Source organism: Pseudacidovorax sp., from assembly GCF_017991995.1.
Taxonomy (GTDB): domain Bacteria; phylum Pseudomonadota; class Gammaproteobacteria; order Burkholderiales; family Burkholderiaceae_C; genus Xenophilus.
Window position 1 is genome coordinate 175,810 of sequence record NZ_JAGOPN010000007.1, and the last position, 17,302, is coordinate 193,111.

12 protein-coding genes and 6 tRNA genes are annotated in these 17,302 nt (G+C 69.6%); 7 read left to right on the forward strand and 11 right to left on the reverse strand.

From position 1 onward, the window contains the following. Positions 1 to 185 precede the first annotated feature (185 nt). From KBC94_RS11795 to KBC94_RS11825, 7 genes are all read left to right on the forward strand, one after another. A complete protein-coding gene (locus KBC94_RS11795; RefSeq protein ID WP_294370209.1) occupies positions 186 to 3,713 on the forward strand; it encodes a DUF2126 domain-containing protein in 3,528 nt (1,175 codons plus the stop codon). A gap of 163 nt (positions 3,714 to 3,876) precedes the next feature. Next, positions 3,877 to 6,618, forward strand: a complete 2,742-nt coding sequence (locus KBC94_RS11800; RefSeq protein ID WP_294370211.1) for a circularly permuted type 2 ATP-grasp protein — start codon at positions 3,877 to 3,879, stop codon at positions 6,616 to 6,618. 2 nt (positions 6,619 to 6,620) lie between these two features. After that, positions 6,621 to 7,694 (forward strand): transglutaminase family protein, encoded by a 1,074-nt coding sequence (locus KBC94_RS11805; protein WP_294370213.1) that lies wholly within the window; start codon positions 6,621 to 6,623, stop codon positions 7,692 to 7,694. Between the two features lie 97 nt (positions 7,695 to 7,791). Beyond that, on the forward strand, positions 7,792 to 8,247 hold the full coding sequence (locus KBC94_RS11810) for a RidA family protein (RefSeq protein ID WP_294370214.1): 456 nt from the start codon (positions 7,792 to 7,794) through the stop codon (positions 8,245 to 8,247). A 4-nt stretch (positions 8,248 to 8,251) separates the two neighbouring features. Next, positions 8,252 to 8,551 (forward strand): hypothetical protein, encoded by a 300-nt coding sequence (locus KBC94_RS11815; RefSeq protein ID WP_294370215.1) that lies wholly within the window; start codon positions 8,252 to 8,254, stop codon positions 8,549 to 8,551. Then, a complete protein-coding gene (locus KBC94_RS11820; protein ID WP_294370216.1) occupies positions 8,548 to 9,621 on the forward strand; it encodes a PLP-dependent cysteine synthase family protein in 1,074 nt (357 codons plus the stop codon). Before KBC94_RS11815 ends, KBC94_RS11820 begins: the two co-directional genes overlap by 4 nt. Before the next feature lie 134 nt (positions 9,622 to 9,755). Then, positions 9,756 to 10,862 carry a carotenoid 1,2-hydratase gene (locus KBC94_RS11825; RefSeq protein WP_294370218.1) on the forward strand — a complete coding sequence of 369 codons (1,107 nt, stop codon included), beginning with the start codon at positions 9,756 to 9,758 and terminating at the stop codon, positions 10,860 to 10,862. Between the two features lie 82 nt (positions 10,863 to 10,944). Here KBC94_RS11825 and KBC94_RS11830 read toward each other — a convergent pair. The 11 genes from KBC94_RS11830 to KBC94_RS11880 form a co-directional block, all read right to left on the reverse strand. Further along, positions 10,945 to 11,021: transfer RNA gene (locus tag KBC94_RS11830), tRNA-Asp, on the reverse strand. Positions 11,022 to 11,068: 47 nt separating this feature from the next. After that, positions 11,069 to 11,144 (reverse strand) — tRNA-Glu (locus tag KBC94_RS11835). 21 nt (positions 11,145 to 11,165) lie between these two features. Beyond that, positions 11,166 to 11,241, reverse strand: a tRNA-Ala gene (locus KBC94_RS11840). Positions 11,242 to 11,301: 60 nt separating this feature from the next. Continuing rightward, positions 11,302 to 11,378 (reverse strand) — tRNA-Asp (locus tag KBC94_RS11845). Between the two features lie 47 nt (positions 11,379 to 11,425). Further along, positions 11,426 to 11,501 (reverse strand) — tRNA-Glu (locus KBC94_RS11850). A 46-nt stretch (positions 11,502 to 11,547) separates the two neighbouring features. Beyond that, positions 11,548 to 11,623: transfer RNA gene (locus KBC94_RS11855), tRNA-Ala, on the reverse strand. A 64-nt stretch (positions 11,624 to 11,687) separates the two neighbouring features. Next, a complete protein-coding gene (gene gltX, locus KBC94_RS11860; protein WP_294370220.1) occupies positions 11,688 to 13,082 on the reverse strand; it encodes a glutamate--tRNA ligase in 1,395 nt (464 codons plus the stop codon). Further along, positions 13,079 to 14,305 carry an O-succinylhomoserine sulfhydrylase gene (locus tag KBC94_RS11865; RefSeq protein WP_294370221.1) on the reverse strand — a complete coding sequence of 409 codons (1,227 nt, stop codon included), beginning with the start codon at positions 14,303 to 14,305 and terminating at the stop codon, positions 13,079 to 13,081. Before KBC94_RS11865 ends, gltX begins: the two co-directional genes overlap by 4 nt. Before the next feature lie 2 nt (positions 14,306 to 14,307). Further along, positions 14,308 to 15,828: an amidophosphoribosyltransferase gene (purF, locus tag KBC94_RS11870; RefSeq protein WP_294370222.1), complete on the reverse strand. Its 1,521-nt coding sequence runs from the start codon at positions 15,826 to 15,828 to the stop codon at positions 14,308 to 14,310. Between the two features lie 22 nt (positions 15,829 to 15,850). Further along, positions 15,851 to 16,336, reverse strand: a complete 486-nt coding sequence (locus tag KBC94_RS11875; RefSeq protein WP_294370224.1) for a CvpA family protein — start codon at positions 16,334 to 16,336, stop codon at positions 15,851 to 15,853. Between the two features lie 12 nt (positions 16,337 to 16,348). After that, entirely contained in the window at positions 16,349 to 17,275 is a 927-nt protein-coding gene (locus tag KBC94_RS11880) for an SPOR domain-containing protein (protein ID WP_294370226.1), read from the reverse strand. Between the last annotated feature and the right edge of the window lie 27 nt (positions 17,276 to 17,302).

The window sequence follows — 17,302 nt, forward strand, 5'->3', positions numbered from 1 at the left end:
GCAGGCACCCTCCTGCGCGCACCGCCACCCTGCCTGTGTTCAAGCCTGTTTCTCTCCCTGAACGGCCCGCCGCATGGGGGGTCCGATGGCGCAGTCCTTGCTTGCTTCTCGGCTAGCATGCGCCCTCGGGCCCGTCATTGCTGCACGCGCGCCGTCACCAGAATAAGCCCAAACCACCGAGTCCCATGTCGATCCACGCCGCCCTCCACCACGTCACACGCTACAAGTACGACCGGCCCGTCCAACTGGGCCCGCAGGTCGTGCGGCTGCGCCCCGCGCCGCACTGCCGCAGCAACGTGATCTCGTACTCGCTGCGCGTCGAGCCGGCCGAGCACTTCATCAACTGGCAGCAGGATCCCTTCGCCAACTACCAGGCGCGGCTGGTCTTCCCGAAGAAGACGACCGAGTTCACCGTCACGGTCGACCTCGTGGTCGAGATGGCGGTCTACAACCCCTTCGACTTCTTCCTCGAGCCGCACGCGGAGACGGTGCCCTTCAAGTACTCCAAGGCGCAGGCCGAGGAACTGGCGCCCTACCTGGTGACGGAGCCGGCCACGCCGCTGGTGGCGGCCTACCTCGAGAAGATCGATCGCAGCGAGAAGCGCACCATCGACTTCCTGGTCCAGCTCAACCAGCAGGTGCAGCAGGACGTCAAGTACCTCATCCGCATGGAGCCCGGCGTGCAGACGCCGGAAGAGACGCTCGAGAAAGCCAGCGGCTCCTGCCGCGATTCCGGCTGGCTGCTGGTGCAGTTGCTGCGCCACATGGGCCTGGCGGCGCGCTTCGTGTCGGGCTACCTGATCCAGCTCACGCCCGACGTCAAGTCGCTCGACGGCCCGAGCGGCACCGAAGTCGACTTCACCGACCTGCATGCCTGGTGCGAGGTCTACCTGCCCGGCGCCGGCTGGATTGGCCTGGACGCCACCTCCGGCCTGCTGGCCGGCGAAGGCCACATCCCGCTGGCCTGCACGCCCAACCCGTCGAGCGCCGCGCCCATCGAGGGCCTGGTGGACGAGGCCGAGGTCGAGTTCGACCACGAGATGGTCGTCAGCCGCATCTACGAATCGCCGCGCGTCACCAAGCCCTACACCGACGACCAGTGGGCCGAGGTGCTGGCCCTGGGCGAGGCGGTCGATGCCCGCCTGGCCGCTGGCGACGTGCGCCTGACCATGGGCGGCGAGCCCACCTACGTGGCCACCAGCGACCGTGACGCCGCCGAATGGAACACCGACGCCCTCGGCCCCACCAAGCGCGGCTATGCGACCGAACTGGTGGACCGCCTGCGCGCCGAATACGGCCACGGCGGCTTCCTGCATTTCGGCCAGGGCAAGTGGTACCCAGGCGAGCAGTTGCCGCGCTGGGCACTGTCGATCTTCTGGCGCGCCGACGGCCAGCCGATCTGGCACAACCCCGCCCTCTTCGCCGACGAACGCAAGCCCGCCCACTACACCAGCGCCGACGCCGATCGCTTCACCCGCACCCTGGCCGGCAAGCTGGGTTTGTCGGAGCGCTTCATCCAGGCAGGCTACGAGGACGTCTACTACTACCTCTGGCGCGAGCGCCGGCTGCCGGTCAACGTCGACCCCTTCGAGTCCAACCTCGACGACGAACTGGAGCGCGCCCGCCTGCGCCGCGTGTTCACGCAGAAGCTCGATGCCGTAATCGGCTACGTGCTGCCGCTGGAGCCCTCCTCCAACGCGACGGACAACCCGTCCCTGGCCGGTGCCGGCTGGAAGACCGGCCCCTGGTTCCTGCGCGACGACCGCATGTACCTGATCCCGGGCGATTCGCCCATGGGCTACCGCCTGCCGCTGGATTCGCAGCCCTGGGCGGCCAAGGGCGACTTCCCCTACCTGATCGACCGCGATCCGCATGCGCCGCAGGCCGCGCTGCCCCCGGCCGCCGAACTGCGGGCCCGCTATGCCGAAGCCTGGGGACAGGGTGGCATGGGCGCCGCAGCCGGTGACGTGGCCTATGTGCAAGGCGCACCGCGCAGCGCCAGTGCCACGGTGCGCCTGCAACCGCCGAGTGCGACCGGTGCCACCGGCGGGGACGTGGCCCCCGGCGACGGCAGCGCGCGCCATGTGGCGGACGGCGCCAACGTCCGCTTCCCGAGCCGCGGCGAATCGGCGCACTGGATCACGCGCACGGCCCTGTGCGTGGAAGCACGCGACCCGCGCCGCGCCAACGGCCCGGCCGCCGAGAAGGTGGGCCAGGCCTCGGGCGTGCTCTACGTCTTCATGCCGCCCCTGGCCTTCCTGGAGGACTACCTCGACCTGCTCTCCGCGGTCGAAGCCACGGCCGAGGAGCTGGGCATGCAGATCGTGCTCGAAGGCTACCCGCCGCCGCGCGATGCGCGCCTCAAGATGCTGCAGGTCACGCCCGACCCGGGCGTGATCGAGGTCAACATCCACCCCGCGCACAACTGGGGCGAACTGGTGCAGCACACCGAGTTCCTCTACGACGCGGCCTTCCAGACGCGCCTGACGGCCGAGAAGTTCATGACCGACGGCCGCCACACCGGCACCGGCGGCGGCAACCACTTCGTGCTGGGCGGCGCCACGCCGGCCGACAGCCCCTTCCTGCGCCGGCCCGAGCTGCTGGCCAGCCTGGTGCTGTACTGGCACAACCATCCCTCGCTGTCGTACCTGTTCTCGGGCATGTTCATCGGCCCGACCAGCCAGGCGCCGCGGGTGGACGAGGCCCGCAACGACCAGCTCTACGAGCTGGAGATCGCCATCAAGGAGATCGTGCGCAACCGCGAGCTCTACGGTCAGGGCATGCCGCCCTGGCTGGTGGACCGCACGCTGCGCAACATCCTGATCGACGTCACCGGCAACACGCACCGCAGCGAGTTCTGCATCGACAAGCTCTACTCGCCCGACGGCCCGACCGGCCGCCTGGGCCTGCTCGAGTTGCGCGCCTTCGAGATGCCGCCCCATGCCCGCATGAGCATCGTGCAGCAGCTGCTGCTGCGCGCCCTCATCGCCCGCTTCTGGGACACGCCCTACCAGGCGCCGGCCACCCGATGGGGCACCGAACTGCACGACCGCTTCCTGCTGCCCACCTTCGTCAAGATGGACTTCGACGACGTGATCGCCGAGATGCGCCAGGCGGGCTTCCCCTTCGAAGCCGAATGGTTCGCGCCGCATTTCGAGTTCCGCTTCCCGCTGGTCGGCGAGGTGCAGGCCATGGGTGTGGAGCTGTCGCTGCGCAACGCGCTGGAGCCCTGGCACGTGATGGGCGAACAGGGCGCGCCCGGCGGCACGGTTCGCTATGTCGATTCGTCGCTGGAGCGGGTGGAGGTGCGCGTCACCGGCCTCAACCAGAGCCGCTATGTCGTCACCGTCAACGGCAAGGTGCTGCCGCTGCAGCCCACCGGCGTGGCCGGCGAGTACGTGGCCGGTGTGCGCTACAAGGCCTGGAACCCGCCCTCGTCGCTGCACCCGACCATCCATCCGCATGCGCCGCTGACCTTCGACATCGTCGACACCTGGATGAAGCGCTCGCTGGGCGGCTGCCAGTACCACGTCGCCCACCCGGGCGGGCGCAACTACACCACCTTCCCCGTCAATGCCTACGAGGCCGAAAGCCGGCGCCTGGCGCGCTTCTCGCGCATGGGCCACACGCCCGGCATGCTGCGCACGCCGCCGGCCAACATCGAGGTGGTGGGCAGCCGCGAGTTCCCGTTCACGCTGGACCTGCGGCGGTGATCGCCGGGGCCGCGGCCTGGCCCGCGGGCGGCCGGTGCGGCCGCCCCTGGCGTGCGCCGCGGCTCTGCGCCACGCCGGGCCGTCGTGCAATCGATCACGGTCAGCGGGCCGCCCTCGGGCGCCCGCCGGTCCTCTGTGAATCCGATGTGACAATCCGCCGGCTGTGGATCCGCTGAACGACTCTCTCTTCGACGCCCAGGGGCTGGAAACACCAGCCGCCTTCGCGGCCGCCTTGGCGCCCGCGGCGGAGCCGGGCCACTTCGACGAACTGCGTGGCCGCACGAGCCCGCAGCGGCCGGCTGTGCCGCCGGCCGGCCCGGTTTCCACCGCTGCCCCCGCGCTTGCCCTGGCCACCGCAGAGCCCGTCGCCGATGAGGCCGACGAAGCGCCCACGCCCCCGGACGAAGCAGCCGGCACACTGACGCCGGCCTGGACGCAATTCTTCGAGGAACTGGGCCCCGAAGGTTTCGCCGACCTGCCGCGCCGGGCCCTGAGCCTGGAACGCCAGATCCGCGACAACGGCGTCACCTACAACGTCTATGCGGACACCGACGGGCCGCAGCGGCCCTGGTCGCTGGACCTCTTCCCGCTGATCGTGCCGCCCGGCAGCTGGGCGCAGATCGAGACCGGCGTGCTGCAACGCGTGCGCATCCTCGACCGCGTGATGGCCGACGTGTACGGCCCGCAGGCCCTGCTGCAGGAAGGCCTGCTGCCCGCCGCCCTGGTGCGCGGCCATCCCGGCTATCTGCGCCAGATGCACGGCGTGAAGCCGCCCGGCGACACGTGGCTGCGCATTGCCGCCTTCGACCTGGCGCGCGGGCCGGACGGCAACTGGTGGGTCGTCTCCCAGCGCACCCAGGCGCCCTCGGGTCTGGGCTACCTGCTGGAGAACCGGCTGGCCGTGTCGCGGCAGTTTCCACAGGCCTTCGAGTCGCTGCAGGTGCAGCGCCTGGCCGCCACCTACACGGCCATGATGGACGGCCTGCAGCGCATGTGCCCGGCCGGCTCGCCGCCGCACATCGCCCTGCTGACGCCAGGGCCGTACAACGAAACCTACTTCGAGCACGCCTATCTCGCGCGCTACCTGGGCGTGACGCTGGTGGAGGGCAACGACCTCACCGTGCGCGACGAGCGCCTGTATCTCAAGACGCTGCAGGGCCTTCGCCCGGTGCACGGCCTCATCAAGCGGCTGGACGATCCCTTCCTCGATCCGCTGGAGCTGCGGCCCGACTCCACCCTGGGCGTGCCCGGCCTGCTGCAGGTGATCCGCGCCGGCAATCTGCTGATCGCCAACATGCCGGGCTCGGCCTTCCTCGAATCGCCCGCGCTGCTGGGCTTTCTGCCGGCGCTGTCGCGGCGCCTGCTGGGCGAGGAACTGGCCCTGCCGGCCCTGCCCACCTGGTGGTGTGGCGAGCGGGCCGCCATGGAAGCCGCCCTGCCCCGCCTGGCCGAATGCGCGGTCAAGCCCACCTATCCGGGCTCGACCATCCATCCCAGCTTCGAGGCCGTGCTCGGCACCCAGCTGGACCAGCGTGCGCTGGACGAATGGGCCGGCCGCATCATCCGCCAGAGCGACGCCCATACGGTGCAGAGCTACCTCCCGCTGTCCCAGATGCCCACCTGGGCGCAGGACCTGGGGCCCGGCCGCATCGTGCCCAAGGCGGTGATGCTGCGCGTCTTTGCCGTCAACGACGGGCCGCAGAGCTGGCGCGTGCTGCCCGGCGGCCTGGCCCGGCTGGCCGGCCAGGATGCGCAGATCGCCTCGATGCAACGCGGCGGCAGCAGCGCCGACGTGTGGGTGCAGACCGAGGGCGAGGTGGACCGCAGCACCCGCCTGGCGCCGCAGAGCACGCCGGCTTCGCTGCAGCGCCACCGCGCGCCAGTCACCAGCCGCGCGGCCGAGAACATGTACTGGCTGGGCCGCTACACCGAGCGGGCCGAGAACACGCTGCGCCTGGCCCGGCTCACGCTCGAGAACCTGAGCGGCGAGGACCAGTTCTCCCGCCCGCTCGTGGCCTGGCTGCATGAGATGGCCCTGCGCAACGCCCTGGTGCCGCGCGAGGTGCCCGGCCTGGCACGCCAGCACGAAGGCGCCCGCGCCGCGCACAGCCGGCGCCTGTTCGAGCGCGCGCTGATCGCCGAACTTGGTCAGGCGCAGAACGGCCGCAGCGTGGGCTTCAACCTGCGCTGCCTGCGCGAGGCGGCGCAGGCCGTGCGCGAGCGCCTGTCGCAGGAGCACTGGAATCACATCGTGCGCGCCGAGGCCGACCTCGTGCGCCGCTTCCAGGAGCAGGCCGGCGAGAGCGGCGAAGGCCGCTATGCCGTGGGCGCCACGCTGCGCACGCTGGAGGCCACGAGCGCCGCACTTGCCGCCATCACCGGTGCCCAGACCGACCGCATGACGCGCGACGACGCCTGGCGGCTGCTGTCCATCGGCCGTCACATCGAGCGGCTGGCCTTCCTGGCCAGCGCGCTGGCCGCGGGCTTCGAGCACGGCACCGTGCACGAGGCCAGCGGCTTCGAGGCGTTGGTGGGCCTGTTCGACAGCACCATCACCTTCCATGCCCGCTACCAGCAGCGGCGCGACGTGGCCTCGCTGGTCGATCTGCTCGTGCAGGACGGCGACAACCCGCGCTCACTGGCCTGGGTCACGCACACGCTACGCAAGCGCCTGGCGAAGCTGGCCGGCAGCGCGCCCGACCGGCTCACGGCGCTGTCGTACGAATTGCCCAATCCGGACGACTGGTCGCTGGAGCTTCTGTGCGACCCCGGCCCCGACGGCCGCTACGGCACGCTGATGCAGACGCTCGCACGCTGCGAGACGGCGGCCTACCACGTGTCGGACGCCATCGGCGTGCGCTACTTCACCCTCACCTTCGAGACCGTGCGCTCGGTGGGCGTCTGACCATGCTGCTGCACGTCACCCACGAGACCCGCTACGACTACGCGCCCGCCGTCGAGACGGCCCAGCACATGGCGCACCTGCGCCCACGCGACCTGGGCTGCCAGGCCGTGCTGGACCATCGCCTGGCCATCTCCCCCGCGCCCGTGCACCGCAGCGAATCGGACGACATCTACGGCAACCGCCGCACCTTCTTCGCCCTCGAGTCCACGCACGACCAGCTGGTGGTCACTGCGGAAAGCCTGGTGCGCACGGCGCAACCGGCGCTTTCGCCGCAGGCCGACACACGCCTGGCCTGGGACGTGGTGCGCGAGCGCTTCCGCTACCGGGCGGGCCAGCATGACGATGCGGCCTCCGACTTCGTCTTTCCGTCGCGCCACGTGCCGCCGCACGACGACTTCGCCGCCTATGCGCGGGCCAGCTTCCCGCCGGGCCGGCCGCTGTTCGAGGCAGCCATGGAGCTCACGCTGCGCATCCACCGCGACTTCGAATACGCCAGCGGCAGCACCGAGATCAACACGCCGGCCGTGCAGGCGCTGGCGCAGCGCCGCGGCGTCTGCCAGGACTTCGCCCACATCATGATCGCCTGCTGCCGCGCGCTGGGCCTGCCCGCGCGCTATGTGAGCGGCTACCTGTTGACGCAACCGCCGCCGGGCCAGCCGCGGCTGGTGGGCGCGGACGCCTCGCACGCCTGGGTGGAGGTCTACCTGCCCGGCGCCGGCGCCGGCGCCGATGCGCAGCATCCGGCCTCCGGCCTGGGCGACTGGGCCGGCTTCGACCCCACCAACGGCCGCCAGCCCGGCCCGGACTATGTGGTGCTGGCCGTGGGCCGCGACTTCGCCGACGTCTCACCCATGCGCGGCGTGCTGCACGGCGGTGCCCGCCATGTCCTGGACGTGGGCGTCACCGTGCAACCCTTCGACGAACTGCCGGCCGCCCGGCGCGAAGGCCTTGCGGCGGCGCTGGCACAGGACGTGGCCGCGACGTCGGCCGTTGCTGCTTCCTCGATCGCGCCTGCCGCGGCCGGTGCCGAGGACCGCGACGGCGGCCGGCCCGCGCCCATGCCGGACAATCGCTGACCCTGCGCCTGCCGCCCGACGGCGGGCAACCCTGCCGGCGACGGCGCCCGTCCCGGCCGCGACCCTACTTTCTCCATCCCGAATCCCGGAGTCCTCCATGTCCATCCAAGACACGCTCAAGCAACTCGGCATCGAACTGCCGCCCGTCGCCGTTCCCGCCGCCGCCTACGTGCCCTTCGTGCAGACCGGCAACCTCGTGTTCCTGTCCGGCCACATCGCCAAGAAGGACGGCAAGCCCTGGGTGGGCCAGCTGGGCGTGGACATGGGCACCGACGAAGGCAAGCAGGCCGCCCGCGCCATCGCGATCGACCTGCTGGGCACCCTCCAGGCTGCCGTGGGCGACCTGGAGCGCGTGCGCCGCATCGTCAAGGTGATGAGCCTGGTCAACTCGGCCCCCACCTTCACCGAACAGCACCTGGTGACCAACGGCGCCAGCGAACTCTTCGCCGCGGTCTTCGGCGAACGCGGCGCCCATGCCCGCAGCGCCTTCGGCGTGGCGCAGATCCCGATGGGCGCCTGCGTCGAGATCGAGCTGATCGCGGAAGTGGGCTGAGCCGATGCGCGTACGCCTTCTCGCGCTGGCAGGCACAGCCGCGCTTCTTCTCGGCGCCTGTGCGGCGCCGGCGGACGGCCCGCGGCCCGTCGATGCCATCCCTCTCGCGCCCCCGCCACCGCGCATCGTCGGCGCGGACGGCAACGGCGCCACCGAGGGCCCGCAAAGCTGCAAGATATCGGCCGGCTACCTGTGGTGCCAGGCCGTCCAGCGCTGCGAGCGGCCCTGGGAGCTGGCCCGGGACAAGGGCTTCCCCAACACCCTCGAAGGTTTCCAGGCCTTCTGCCAGCCGCCTGCGAAATGAGTCAGTTCTCGCAAGACAGCGCGCGTGCCTGGCTGAACAACGCGATGCGCCGCATCGAGGCCGATTACCAGCGCAGCGCCGACACCCACCTCATTCCCCTGCCGCTGCCCGCCTTCGAGGCGGCCGGCATCGACCTCTACCTGAAGGACGAATCCACCCACCCGACCGGCAGCCTTAAGCACCGGCTCGCGCGCTCGCTCTTCCTGCACGCGCTGGTCAACGGCTGGGTGCGCGAAGGCACCACGGTGATCGAGGCCTCCAGCGGCTCGACGGCTGTGAGCGAGGCCTACTTCGCCCGGTTGCTGGGTCTGCCCTTCGTGGCCGTGATGCCGCGCAGTACCTCGGCCGAGAAGGTGGCGCAGATCGCCTTCTACGGCGGCCGCTGCCACTTCGTGGACCACGCGTGGGAGGTCTACGACGAGGCGGAAGACCTGGCCCATGAATGCGGCGGCCACTACATGGACCAGTTCACCTATGCGGAACGGGCCACCGACTGGCGGGGCAACAACAACATCGCGGACAGCATGTTCCAGCAGATGGCGCAGGAGCGGCATCCCGTGCCGGCCTGGATCGTGGTGGGCGCCGGCACGGGCGGTACCAGCGCGACCATCGGCCGCTACGTGCGCTTTCGCGGGCATGCGACACAGTTGGCGGTGGTCGACCCCGAAGGCTCCGCCTTCGCCGAGTTCCACGCCACGGGCGACTGGGACTGCGAAGGCGCCGGCTCGCGCATCGAGGGCATCGGCCGTCCACGCGTGGAGCCGAGCTTCATCCCCAGCGTCGTGGATCGCATGATCCCGATGCCCGACGTCGCCTCCATCGCGGGCATGCGGGTGCTGTCCAATCTGCTGGGCCGCAAGGTGGGCCCGTCGACGGGCACCAACTTCGTCGGCATGCTGGCGCTGGCGCACGAGATGCGCGAGCAGGGCCGCAGCGGCTCGGTGCTGTCGCTGCTGTGCGACTCGGGCGAGCGCTACCTTGCGACCTACCATGACGGGCGCTGGGTCGAGGGCCGGTTCGGCGACTGCGCCGAGGCTGTCCGGGGCATCGAGGCGGCGCTGCACGGCTGAGGGACTCGAAGCGGGCCACCGCCGATGCGCTCGGCAGGCCCGTGCCGCGCGCACTCACCGTCCCACGCCTCCGGTGAGAGGATGGTGCTACCCCGCTTCTGCCGCGGGCGTGCGCCATCGGCGATCATCCACCGATGCCTTTTGTGCCCTTGAGTCCGCTGCTCGCCGGCCGGACCGCCACCCGGCGACGCGTGTTGGCCCTGCTGGCTGGCGGGTTCTTGCCATTGCCTTCGTCCTGGGCGCTGCCTGCGCGCGCCCTGCACTTTCCCCGTGACCACGGCAGCCATCCCGGACTGCGCACGGAATGGTGGTACGCCACGGGGCATGCCGAGTCGCCGCAAGGCGCACGCTACGGCTTTCAACTCACCTTCTTCCGCTCGCGGGTGGACGGCACGCAGTCTCTGCGGTCGGCGTTCGCGGCACGGCAACTGCTGTTCGCCCATGCCGCGCTGACCGACCTGCAGGCTGGCAAGCTGCACCATGACCAGCGCATCGCCCGTGCCGGCTTCGGCATCGCCGAGGCTGCCGAGGACGACACGCACGTGCGGCTGCGTGACTGGTCGCTGGTGCGCAATGCCGACAGCGGTGCCTATGCCGCCGAGGCGCCGGGCGCCGATTTCGGCCTCTCCCTGCGCCTGCAACCCACCCAGGCCGTGTTGTTGCAGGGGAAGGCCGGCCTTTCGCGCAAGGGCCCCGAGGCGGCGCAAGCCAGCTACTACTACAGCCAGCCGCAACTGGCGGTGCAAGGTCGCATCGCCGTCAAAGGACAAGCACCCCTGCGGGTGGAGGGACGGGCCTGGCTCGACCACGAATGGAGCGAGGCGCTGCTGCACCCGCAAGCGGTAGGCTGGGACTGGATCGGCATGAACCTGGACGACGGAAGCGCCCTCACGGCCTTCCGCCTGCGCCGTGCGGACGGCAGCGCGCTCTGGGCGGGCGGCTCGTGGCGGCCGGCGGGCGGGCAAGCGCAGGCCTTCGAAGACAAGGACGTGCGATTCGAGCCGCTTCGGTTCTGGACGAGCCCGCTCTCGCGGGCACGCTACCCGGTGCAGTGCCAGGTCCATACACCCGCCGGCCGCTTCGAGGTCCGCGCCCTGGTCGACGACCAGGAACTGGACAGTCGCGCCTCGACCGGCGCCATTTACTGGGAAGGCCTGAGCGATCTGCTCGACACGACCGGTCGCCGCGTCGGCCGCGGCTACCTCGAAATGACGGGGTATGCGCAGGCATTGAGGCTTTGAACGGCGGCAAGGCCCCTGCAGTGCACTGCGCAGGGCCCAAAGAAAAAGCCCTTGCTGCAGAACGGCAAGGGCTTTGGATGACTGGCGGAGTGGACGGGACTCGAACCCGCGACCCCCGGCGTGACAGGCCGGTATTCTAACCAACTGAACTACCACTCCTGGCAGGCAGCATTGCGCTCTGTAGACAGAGCCAAGCGCTACGAACTTGGCGACCCTACGGGGATTCGAACCCCGGTACTCACCGTGAAAGGGTGATGTCCTAGGCCTCTAGACGATAGGGTCTAAACCTGGACTGGTTTGAAGTGGTGGAGGTAAACGGGATCGAACCGATGACCTCTTGCATGCCATGCAAGCGCTCTCCCAGCTGAGCTATACCCCCACTGATCTTGGCTTTCACCGAGACCTTGAGATCGAAGGCTTGCGCCTGCGAACTGGAATCTGGCGGAGTGGACGGGACTCGAACCCGCGACCCCCGGCGTGACAGGCCGGTATTCTAACCAACTGAACTACCACTCCTGGCAGGCAGCTTTGCGCTCTGCTGACAGAGCCAAGTGCTACGAACTTGGCGACCCTACGGGGATTCGAACCCCGGTACTCACCGTGAAAGGGTGATGTCCTAGGCCTCTAGACGATAGGGTCAAAACCTTGGACGAAAGTCTTGCGACTCTCTACGACGACACCTTGATGGTGGAGGTAAACGGGATCGAACCGATGACCTCTTGCATGCCATGCAAGCGCTCTCCCAGCTGAGCTATACCCCCGTTTCGACCGACGCTTTTGACGTCGACCCTGTCAGGTGTCGAGCCTTGCATTATATGCAGGTTTTTACGCGTTGCGCAATCTTTCTTGCACGGTGTCCGGAGAAAAAAGCGCGAGCACGGCGTCGAGTGAAGGCGTCTGCGGCGTGCCCATCACCAGCACGCGCACGGGCATGGCCAGGGCGGGCATCTTGAGGCCGTGCTGGGCCAGCACTTCCTTGATCGCCGCGGCGATGGAGGGCTTGTCCCAGGCCGCCACTCCGGCCAACTTCTCGGCCAGCGAAGTGATCGCCGGGCGCACAGCGTCGGTGATGTGCTGCGCGCGATCCGCCTCGCTGGCGGTGACGGGCGCGTAGAAAGCCGCGCTCCAGTCGGCCAGTGCCACGGTGGTGTCGCAGCGATCCTTGAACAGGCCGCAGATGGCTGGCAGGCGCTCGTCCGCCGTGATGCCGCGCTTGGCAAGCTGGGCTGCCACCAGCGGCGCGAGCTGGTCGTCGGCCATGGCCTTGAGGTGCTGGGCATTCACCCAGCGCAGCTTGGCCTCGTCGAACTGGGCGGCGCTGCGGCCCAGGTGGTCCAGGTCGAACCATTCCAGGAACTGCGCGCGGCTGAAGATCTCGTCGTCGCCATGGCTCCAGCCCAGACGGGCCAGGTAGTTGACCATGGCGTCAGGGAGGTAGCCCTCGTCGCGGTACTGCGTCACCGGCTTGGCGCCGTTGCGCTTGCTCATCTTCTCGCCCTGCTCGTTCAGCACGGTGGGCAGGTGGGCATAGACCGGTGGCTCCTTGCCGAGAGCGCGGAAGATGTTGATCTGCCGCGGCGTGTTGTTGACGTGGTCGTCGCCGCGGATGACATGGGTGATGGCCATGTCGATGTCGTCGACAACCACGCAGAAGTTGTACGTGGGCGTGCCGTCGGGCCGGGCGATGACCAAGTCGTCCAGCTCGTCGTTGCGGATCTCGATGCGGCCCTTGACCTTGTCGTCCCAGGCGACGACGCCGCCGACGGGGTTCTTGAAGCGCAGCACCGGCTGCACGCCCTCGGGGACTGCCGGCAGCGTCTTGCCGGGCTCGGGCCGCCAGGTGCCGTCGTAGCGCGGCTTTTCCTTGGCGGCCATCTGGCGCTCGCGCAGAGCGTCGAGCTCCGCCACGCTCATGTAGCAGGGATAGACCAGGCCCTGGGCCTGCATCTCCGCCAACACCGCCTTGTAGCGGTCCATGCGCTGCATCTGATAGAAGGGACCTTCATCATGGTCCAGGCCCAGCCAGGCCATGCCTTCGATGATCACGTCGACGGCGGCCTGGGTCGAGCGCTCGAGGTCGGTGTCCTCGATGCGCAGGATGAAGTCGCCGCCAGTGGAGCGGGCGAAGGCCCAGGGGTACAAGGCCGAGCGGATGTTGCCCAGGTGGATGAAGCCCGTCGGCGACGGGGCGAAGCGGGTCCGGGTGCGTGCGTTCGTCATGCGGGAAGGGAGCTCAGGCCGCGGTCGAGGTCCGCGGCGACATCGTCGGTGTGTTCGAGGCCCACGGCCACGCGAATCAGGCCCTGGCCCACGCCAGCAGCCTGGCGCTGCGCCTCGGTCAGGCGACCGTGCGAGGTGCTGGCCGGGTGCGCGCACATGGTCTTGGTGTCGCCCAGATTGGTGGCCAGCGACAGCCACTGCATCGCGTCCAGCACATGGAAGGCGCGGCGGCGAGCCTGCTCAGGGTCGGAAGCCTTCACGTCAAAGGACAGCACCGCCCCGCCGCTGCCCGATTGCTGCGCCATGGCCAGTTCATGCTGCGGATGGCTGGCAAGGCCAGGGTAGTACACGCGCCCGACGCCGGGATGCGCCTCCAGCCAGCGCGCCAACGCCAGCGCCTTGGCGGCCTGCGCCTTCATGCGGATGTCCAGCGTCTCCAGGCCCTTGAGCACCACCCAGGCGTTGAAGGGCGCGAGCGTCATGCCGGCACTCTTGAGCACCGGCAGGAACTTCTCCGTGACCATCTTCTGGCTGGCGCACAGCGCGCCGGCCATCACGCGGCCCTGGCCGTCGAGATACTTGGTGCCGGAGTGCATGACGATGTCGGCGCCCATGGCCATGGGCCGCTGCAACGCCGGCGTGGCGAAGCAGTTGTCCACCGCCATCAGCGCGCCGTTCTCGTGCGCCAGATCTGCCAGGGCGGCGATGTCGCACACCTCCGTCAGCGGATTGGTGGGCGTCTCGGCGAAGAGCAGCCGCGTGGTACCTGGCCGCACGGCGGCCTTCCAGGCCGCGATGTCGGTCTGCGGCACGAAGCTCGACTCGACGCCAAACTTGGCCAGGTCCGAGCCGATCAGCTTGATGGTGGAGCCGAACATCGACTGCGAGCACACCACGTGGTCGCCGGCCTTGAGCAGGCCCATGCACATCATCAGGATGGCCGACATGCCCGAGGCGGTGGACATGCAGGCCTCGGCGCCCTCGAGCGCGGCCAGGCGCTGCTCGAAGCTGGCGACCGTCGGGTTGCCGTAGCGGCCGTAGGTGAAGCCTTCCTCATCGCCGGCGAAGCGGCGGGCGGCGGACTCTGCCGACGGCTGGACGTAGCCGCTCGTCAGGTACAGCGCTTCGGAGTTCTCGCCGTACTGGCTGCGCGCCGTGGCGCGGCGCACGGCCTCGGTCTCGGGATGCAGGCCAGCCGGCAGTTCGCGATCTTGCGGGCTCATGGTCATTCGCTGTGGTTGGGCAGGGTCAGGCGCGAGGAATCGATGTCGGTCTCCTCAATGCGCGGACGGTTGCCGTTCATGCGCGTGATGGCCTCGGTGTCGATGTCGCCGGTGACATACACGCCGTCGAAGCAGGAGGCCTCGAAACCGCCCAGCGGCACGGCGCCGGGCGTCTTGGGCGCGGCCTTCATCACGGCGCGCTTCATGGCGTCCACGTCCTGGTAGATCAGGGCGTCGCAGCCGATGATCTGGCGGATCTCCTCGATGGTGCGGCCGTGGGCCACCAGCTCGTCCTTCGTCGGCATGTCGATGCCGTAGACGTTGGGAAAGCGCACCGGCGGCGCGGCGCTGGCCATGTAGACCTTGCGGGCGCCGGCGTCGCGCGCCATCTGAACGATCTCGCGGCTGGTGGTGCCGCGCACGATGGAATCGTCCACCAGCAGCACGTTGCGGTCCTTGAACTCGCTGGCGATCACGTTGAGCTTCTGGCGCACCGATTTCTTGCGCACCGCCTGGCCCGGCATGATGAAGGTGCGGCCCACGTAGCGGTTCTTGACGAAACCCTCGCGGTACGGCACGCCCAGCAGGTGCGCGAGCTGCGTGGCGCTCGGGCGGCTGGACTCGGGAATCGGCACGATCACGTCGATCTCGCTCGGCGGCACGGTCGAGACCACGCGCTGCGCCAGCGTCTCGCCCAGGTTCAGGCGGGCCTGATAGACGGAGATGCCGTCCAGCGTGGAATCGGGCCGCGCCAGGTAGACGAACTCGAAGATGCAGGGATGCAGGCTGGCGTTGGGCGCGCACTGGCGCGCATGCACCTGGCCTTGCAGGTCGATGAAGACGGCCTCGCCCGGCAGCACATCGCGCTCGAAGGTGAAGCCCGAGCCTTCCAGCGCCACCGATTCGCTGGCCACCATCACGCCGCCGTCAGCATTGCGGCCGAGGCACAGCGGGCGGATGCCGTACGGGTCGCGGAAGACCAGCAGGCCGTGGCCGGCGATCATCGAGATGACGGCGTAGGAGCCGCGCAGCCGACGGTGCACCGCCTCGACGGCCGTGAAGATGTCCTGGATGTGCAGGGGGATGCCGCGCGTGGCGCGCTCGATCTCGTGCGCCAGCACGTTGAGCAGCACCTCGGAATCGCTCTCGGTGTTGGTATGGCGATGGTCGGTCGAGAACAACTCGGCCCGCAGCGCATGCGCGTTGGTGAGGTTGCCGTTGTGCACCAGCACGATGCCGAAGGGCGCGTTGACGTAGAAGGGCTGGGCCTCTTCCTCGCTGTAGGCATTGCCCGCCGTCGGATAGCGCACCTGGCCCAGGCCCGTGGTGCCCGGCAGCGCGCGCATGTTGCGGGTGCGGAACACGTCGCGCACCATGCCCTTGGCCTTGTGCATGAAGAACTTGCGCTCCAGCATCGTCACGATGCCGGCGGCGTCCTGGCCGCGGTGCTGCAGCAGCAGCATGGCGTCATAGAGCAGTTGGTTGACGGGCGCGTTGCTGAAAACGCCGACGATTCCACACATGGGAGATCCTTGATTTCCTGAACTACGGAAGGTAGCTGGCCAGTTTCTGCGGCAGCGCGGGCTTGAGACCCTGCAATGCCGCATCGATGAAGGGCGCGCCGGCCGACTCGCGCCACCAGGCCTGGTCGTGCCAGGCCATCACATGAACCACCACGGCGATCGCCAGCAGCGCCACGGCTGCGCGGGCGGCGCCGAATAGTGCGCCGAGCGACCGATCCACCGGCCGCAGCCCGGCCACGGTGATCAGGCGGCGCGTCATCGACGCAATGGCGCCGCCCACGAAGGCGACGACGATGAAGATGAGCGCAAACGCCACCCCGTAACGCCAAGGTGCCTCCGGTTCACCGAAAGGCAAGACCGCAGCCAGACTGCCCGCCAGCCACTGCGCACACAGGAAGGCCGCGACCCACCCCGCCAGCGACAGCACTTCATAAACCAGCCCGCGCCACAGGCCCATCAGCATCGACACCGCGATCAGCATCACGGCGATCCAGTCGAAGAGCGCCATGGCGCAGCGCGATCAGAGTGTGAGCACGGCAGCCGGCAGGGCCAGCGCCTTGATGCGGGCGGCGGCCTTGTCGGCGTCGGCACGCGAGGAAAAGGGCCCGACCCGCACCCGGGTGCGCTCGCCCTGGGGCGTCTTCGCCACATGGGTGTACGTCTTGAGACCGGCACGCTCCAGCTTCTGGCGCGTTTCCTGGGCCTTGGCGGCGTCGGCGAAGGCGCCCACCTGGACCACAAAGCGTCCGGCGACCTCGGCGGGTGCTGCGGCCGCGGGCTGTGCCTGCGCCACGACCTGCTGCTGCGGGGCCTTGCCTTCGAGCAGGGCGCGGGCGCGGGCGCCGTCGTCGCGGCCCGGCGCCGGCGCCGGCGAGGCTGGCTTGGCGGGCTCGGGCTTCGAGGGCTCGGCCTTGGCGACCTCGCTCTTGGCTTCGGTCTTGGGGGCCTCGGACTTGGTCACCGGCGTCTTGGCCGGTTCAGGCTTGGCGTCGACACGCGCTGGCTCCGTGCGCGGTGCCTCGCTCTTGGCCGGTTCGGAACTGGCAACGGCCTCGCGGCGCGGCTCCGGTACCGCGGCAGGGGGCGCCACCGCCACCTCACTGCCATCGGCGCGTTCCGTGATCACACCATTGGCGGGCGGCGGCAAGGCGATGCCGCCGGAAGCGCTGCGCGAGGTGTCGGCCGCCGGCGCCTCCGCCTGTGCCAGCGGCTTGACCTTGGCCCGGTCCGGCATTTCGATGGGAATGTCGACGGCCACGGGCCGCGGCTGGGTGTCGAACAGGAGGGGAAAGCCGATCACGCCGAGTAGCACCAGCACGGCGGCGCCGACGAGGCGGTGTCGCGCGCGGCGGCGCAGCGATTCGACGCTTTCGGCCGGTGCGGCCGAGACGTTGCCGCGGCCTTCCTTGCCCGGGGAACCTTTGGATCGAAGCTTGAAGAAAGCCATGTGGACGTCGAATCCCCGAGCGGAGCG